This window comes from Streptomyces sp. NPDC054841 (assembly GCF_053611045.1).
The window spans coordinates 1-5,459 of sequence record NZ_JBSGZO010000527.1 but is presented as its reverse complement, the minus strand read 5'-3'; the positions used below and the strand labels follow the sequence as shown (position 1 = coordinate 5,459).

Sequence of the window (5,459 nt, the reverse complement as noted above, 5' to 3'; positions counted from 1 at the left end):
GCCTGAGCGCCTGGAGGCGGCGGGCACCCACGTACACGTGCTTGTCGTCCGCGGCGAGGCCGTTCGGCGCGAGCGCGGCGTCCCGGGTCTTCTCCCCGGGCACCGTCGTCGCCCACAGCCGTCTGCCCGTCCGCACGTCCAGGGCGCTGACGTCGAGGCCGCCGCCGTTCCGCGCCGGCCGGCGCAGGACCAGCCGGCCGCCGGCAAGGGCGGTGACGATGAGGTCGTCGGCGCTCCCGACGTCGTACGCCCGCAGGGGCGAGCTCCACTTCTCCCTGCCCGTACGGACGTCGAAAGCCGCGACGCTCCAGCTCCCCGCGCTCCCCGCCCTCGCCGCGGCGAGGTAGGCCGTGCCGTCGGCGACCCTCAGCAGCGCGGCCTGCTGCACGGGTGCGGCGGACTTCGAGAACGGGGCGGCGGGGGACGTCCGGCCGTCGACGGGATCGACGGTGTGGAGCGACAGCCGATGACCGTGTGCGCCGCCGGGGAGGAGTACGTGGATCTGCTTACCGTCCGTGTGGACGTGCCGGGGGTCCTTCACCGCCCCCACGAGCCAGCGGCGCTCACCGCTCAGTGCCGCCAGCCCGAGCAGTCCGTCGCCTGTCGCCATCGCGACGATGTCGCCGGCCGGAAGCGGGGCGAGCACGGCCGGGCTGCCCTTCGTGCGCGTGACGCGCCTGCCCCAGGCCTGGCGCTCGACCGCGGGACTCGTCGGAAGGGGGTCCGGCGGCGGTGCGCCCGTAGGGAGCGCCGTGCCGCCGCCGGATGCACCGCCTGGCCCACCTCCTTGGCCCCCGGGGCCGCGGAGCCACGACCAGGCACCGGCGCCGACGGCCGCCAGCGCGAGGGCCGATCCGCCGGAAACGGTCAGCAGCCTGCGCCGGCTCATGGCGGCCGACCCGGTGTCCGGGACGGTCTCGGGGAGCGGCGCCGGGTCCGGGGCCGGGAGCCGGTAAGGGGCGTACTGCCAGACCTCCGTCGCCCGCCGGGCGATCTCCGCGAGGAGCGTGTCCGGCAGGTGATCCGCGAACTCGCCGCGCCCGTCGTGGAGTCCGGCGGCGAGCTGCGCCGTGGTGGGGCGCTGCGAAGGGTCCTTGGCGAGGCAGCGCAGGAGCAGGGGCGCCAGGGACGCGGGTACGTCCGTCAGGTCCGGGTCGGCGTAGCGCACGCGATAGAGGAGGTCCGCGGCCTGGCCGGCGCCGAAGGGGCCGTGGCCGGTGGCCGCGTACACCAGGACGCCGGCGAGGGCGAAGACGTCGCCGGCGGGGGTGTGCTCCTGGCCGGTGGCCTGCTCGGGAGACATGAACGCGGGGGTGCCCGCCGCGGCGCCCACCCGCGTCAGACGGTCGTCGCCGGCCGCGCGGGCGATGCCGAAGTCGATGACCTTGGGGCCGTACGCCGCGATCATGACGTTCGAGGGCTTGAGGTCGCGGTGCACGACGTCGGAGGAGTGGAGCTGGCCCAGCGCTCCGGCGAGCGCGGCGCCGAGGGCGCGGACGGTGGGCTCGGGGAGGGGACCGCAGAGCGAGACGGCGTCGTCGAGGGGCGGGCCGAGAACGTACTCCGTGGCGAGCCAGGGGGTTTCGGCCAGCGGGTCGGCGTCGACGACGGCGGCGCCGTGCTGGGAGCCGATGATGCGGGCGGCGTCGGTCTCCAGGCGGAAGCGGGTCCGCGCGGCGGGGTCGGTGGCGATGGCCGCGTGCATGGTCTTGAGAGCGACAGTGCGGCCGCCGGGGGTCCGGGCGAGATAGACCGTGCCCATGCCGCCGCTGCCGAGGCGGGCCGTCAGCAGATACCCGGACAGGTTCTGGGGGTCGTCGTGGGTGAGCGGGGAGACCATGGTCAGGGCGTCCTGATTTCGGCGGAGAGCATCTCCGCGGACTGGCGGGCGAGGGCGGCGACGATGCGGCCGGGGAGCCAGCCGGGGGTGAGGAGCGGGCCCGCGGACGTGAGCACGGTGGCGTGCGGGGTGGGGGGTGCCAGCTCGGTGAGGACGGCGGGCGCGGTGGGGCGGTTCGCCGGGTCCCTGGTCAGGCAGGCGGAGACCAAGGGGCGGAGGGCTGCGGGGAGTTCGGAGCGCTCGGGGACGGTGTGGCCCGTGGCGGCGTACGCGAGCACCGCACCCAGGGCGTAGATGTCGCCGGGTGGGCGGGGGCGGCCGCCCGCCGCCTGCTCCGGGGCGAGGCTGCCGGGCTCCAGTCCCGGCAGACCGGTGCGCCGCTCGCCGTCCGGTGCGGCGGCCCGTACCGCGCCGAAGCAGGTCAGCCGGGGGCCGTCGCCCGTCAGGAGCACGGCGGCGGGGGAGACACCGGCATGGGTGAGGCCCTGGGCATGGGCGGTGGCGAGTGTCTCGGCCACCGCCGCGCCGAGCGCGCGCACCGACTGCTCCGGCAGTGGCCCGCCGTGGACCGCGAGTGCGACGGGGAGGGGCAGCGCGGGCAGGTAGGGGGACGCGTACCAGGGGGCTTCTCCCGGCGGTGCGAGCTCGGCCACCGGCGAGACCCATGGGCCGAACAGGCGCTGCGACGCCTCGGCCTCGACCGCGAAGCGGGCCGGATCCGCGCCCGGGAGCGGAGCGCTGAGCAGGACGGTGCGCTCGCCGTCGGTGCGTCGTGCGATGAAGCGACGGTGGGGGACGTACGAATCGTACGGACCCGGAGGATCGAGACGGGTGAGGAGCGCATACGGGCCGATACCACGCGGTGAGTTCAGGCGTGGTCGTTCCATGTGCGCATCCCCCTCTGTTGCTGTTGAGCAACAGGAGCCTACTGAGGGGCTGCTGGGGTGGGTGCGGGCGGGGGAGGGGGCCCGTTCGCCGACGTTCAATCCAGCGCGTCTCCTGTGACCGCCAGGACCTCGTGAACGGCTCTGGACAGCCGCGTACGGAGATGAACGAGCGTGTTGTAGATCGTCCGAATGGCTTGATCAATACTCAGCAATTCTTGCCTGGCTCTGACGTCTACTTATGGCGCATCTTGCCGACCCCTCGGGCGGGAGATCTTATTTATAGTTCCTCCACTTGTTACGCTCCGAGCTTCGGGAATGCCATGGTTGCCAGTTCTGACGTGGGCAAAGGCTCTGTCTCCATAGCCTCCGTGCTTTCAGCTCGGGAGATCGCCGAGCTGGTGCGCCACCGCGCCGTCACCGCAACGGAAGTGATCTCCGCACACCTTGAGCGGGTGGCTGCGTTGAATCCCGAGATCAATGCTTTCACTTCTGTCGTTGCGGACCAGGCGCTCGCGGCCGCTCGAGGCATTGACGATGCCCTGTCCCGAGGTGAAGTGGTCGGTCCGCTCGCCGGGGTGCCTTTCAGCGTGAAGGACGTCATTGCGGTGGGTGGTTTGCCGCTCGAGGCCGGCAGCGTGGTGCTGGCGGGAAAGCGGGCCGAGCGCGATGCGACGGCAGTAGCTCGGCTCCGGGCCGCTGGTGCCATCTGCCTGGGCAAGACGAATACCCCCGAGTTCGCGCTTTCGACGCAGACGTGGAACCCGACCCACGGGTACACGATCAATCCGGTCGCGCCGGAGGCGCGGCTGTCGCCGGGCGGGTCGAGCGGAGGAGAGGCGGCCGCTATCGCGTGCGGAATGAGCGCCTTTGGCTTGGGGACGGACTTTGGCGGGTCGGTTCGTTGGCCTGCCCACTGCACCGGCATCGCGTCGCTCAGGCCCGGTCTGGGGAGAGTGCCCGCCGATGGCCAACTGCCGGGTCGCGTGCCGGACGGACACCCCGAACTCGACCCCGGTTCCGTGCAGGGTCAGTTGCAAGTTCTCGGTCCGATGGCCCGTACCATCAGCGACGTCCGGCTGGTCACCGAGGTTCTCCTTGGCGAGCGGGTCGATAAGCCTGACCTGTCCGATGTAAGGGTCGCGTGGTGCGACGGTGAGGGCACGGTTCCGGTCGATTGCAGCATCCGCGCAGCTGTCGGCGAGTCCGCTCGCTCTCTCGCCGGTCGCGTCGGAGACGTGGTGGAGGGCCCGCCGGACGCCCTGCTCCACGCAGCCCCGCTGTTCACCGAGCTCCGTGCAACCGATCAGCAGGACGGGATTCGAGCTCTTGCAGCACCCGACAAGTTCGGGCCAATGGTGCGACAGCTGCTCGGCGAGGTGCGACCCGTTGACAGCAAACATGTCGAGAGGCTGTGGCAACGTGTGCAAGCCCTTCGTGGAGAGTTCCTCTCTCAGATGGCCGACGTGTTGCTCCTCCCGGTATCCAGCATCGCGGCGCCACCGGTCGATGCGTGGGAGGTCGAGGTTGAGGGGACGATACTTGACGGCTGGCAGATCGTGTCGGCCTGTCGTGCGGTGACGCTGCTCGGCCTTCCCGCTGCGGTGGCGACGGTCGGGACTCTGCCTGAAGGACGTCCCATAGGAGTACAGGTCGTGGCCCGCCCTGGCCGGGAGGATGTGGCACTCGCGGTGGCGGAGCTGCTGGAGTCCGCCGGGTCCTGACGGTGCTCGTCGTCGGGAAGCGGCTCCGGGGATCGATCTGTCCGGCTCGGCCCTTCGTTTCCTGTCCCGCGGAGACCGTGATCGGAATCGAACCGACGCTGTGTTTTCCCGGGGGGCGCCCCCCGGACCCCCGGCCGGGGGTGGGGGCGCCTCATCAGAGACCGTGGCGGGAATCGAACCCGCGTAACCCGCTTTGCAGGCGAGTCCCTCAACCACTCGGGCACACGGTCGTGTGTTCCTCGATGCATTGACCGTAGGGGCGGCCCAGGACCCCGCTCAAGGGCGGCGCGAGGGCTGCAATACGACTGCCATACGCCGTTCATGGTGGCCCGTCACCAGGCCCGTGGCCGAGCCCGTAGCCACGCTCGTCGGGGTGCCACGTGGCCCGTGACCCGTGGTCGTGGTCGCGGCCCGCGGGTCGTTGTCCGTGGTCGTAAGTCCGCGGCGTAGGACCAAGGGACGACCCGGGCCCCGCCCCGCGACAGGGGCCAACCAATGCGACGCCCCTTACTCTGGGGGGCATGACAGCCCTCGAACCGAGCCACCTCGACGTCAGCGTCGCCGACCCCGCTGACGACGGCGGGGTCCTCGGTCGCAGCCACCGGGCCCTCAGCATCGGCATCGTCTCCGTCGTCCTGCTGATCGCGTTCGAGGCGACCGCCGTCGGGACGGCGATGCCGGTGGCCGCACGGGAGCTAGACGGGGTGGGGCTGTACGCGTTCGCGTTCTCCGCGTACTTCACGACCAGCCTGTTCGCGATGGTGCTGTCCGGGCAGTGGGCCGACCGCAGCGGGCCGCTCGGGGCGCTGACCGCCGGGATCTCGGCGTTCGCCGCCGGGCTGCTGCTGTCCGGGTCGGCGTCGACGATGTGGCAGTTCATCGGCGGACGCGCCGTCCAGGGGCTGGGCGGCGGGCTGGTGATCGTCGCGTTGTACGTCGTCATCGGCCGCGCCTACCCGGAGCGGCTGCGGCCGCCGATCATCGCGGCGTTCGCCGCGAGCTGGGTGATCC

At 72.0% G+C, this 5,459-nt stretch carries 4 protein-coding genes and 1 tRNA gene; 2 read left to right on the top strand and 3 right to left on the bottom strand.

The window, feature by feature from the left end:
- Together ACWGI8_RS38435 and ACWGI8_RS38430 are read right to left on the bottom strand one after the other, a co-directional pair.
- On the bottom strand, nt 1–1,840 hold a 1,840-nt coding region (locus ACWGI8_RS38435; RefSeq protein WP_453668078.1), incomplete at its 3' end, for a protein kinase domain-containing protein.
- Between the two features lie 2 nt (nt 1,841–1,842).
- On the bottom strand, nt 1,843–2,727 hold the full coding sequence (locus ACWGI8_RS38430; RefSeq protein ID WP_453668077.1) for a serine/threonine protein kinase: 885 nt from the start codon (nt 2,725–2,727) through the stop codon (nt 1,843–1,845).
- A 368-nt stretch (nt 2,728–3,095) separates the two neighbouring features.
- On the opposite strand from ACWGI8_RS38430, the gene ACWGI8_RS38425 reads away from it, so the two are divergent.
- Nucleotides 3,096–4,448: an amidase gene (locus tag ACWGI8_RS38425; protein ID WP_453668076.1), complete on the top strand. Its 1,353-nt coding sequence runs from the start codon at nt 3,096–3,098 to the stop codon at nt 4,446–4,448.
- Between the two features lie 158 nt (nt 4,449–4,606).
- Here ACWGI8_RS38425 and ACWGI8_RS38420 read toward each other — a convergent pair.
- Nucleotides 4,607–4,678: transfer RNA gene (locus tag ACWGI8_RS38420), tRNA-Cys, on the bottom strand.
- A gap of 291 nt (nt 4,679–4,969) precedes the next feature.
- On the opposite strand from ACWGI8_RS38420, the gene ACWGI8_RS38415 reads away from it, so the two are divergent.
- The coding region (locus tag ACWGI8_RS38415) for an MFS transporter (protein WP_453668075.1) at nt 4,970–5,459 on the top strand (490 nt) is incomplete at its 3' end.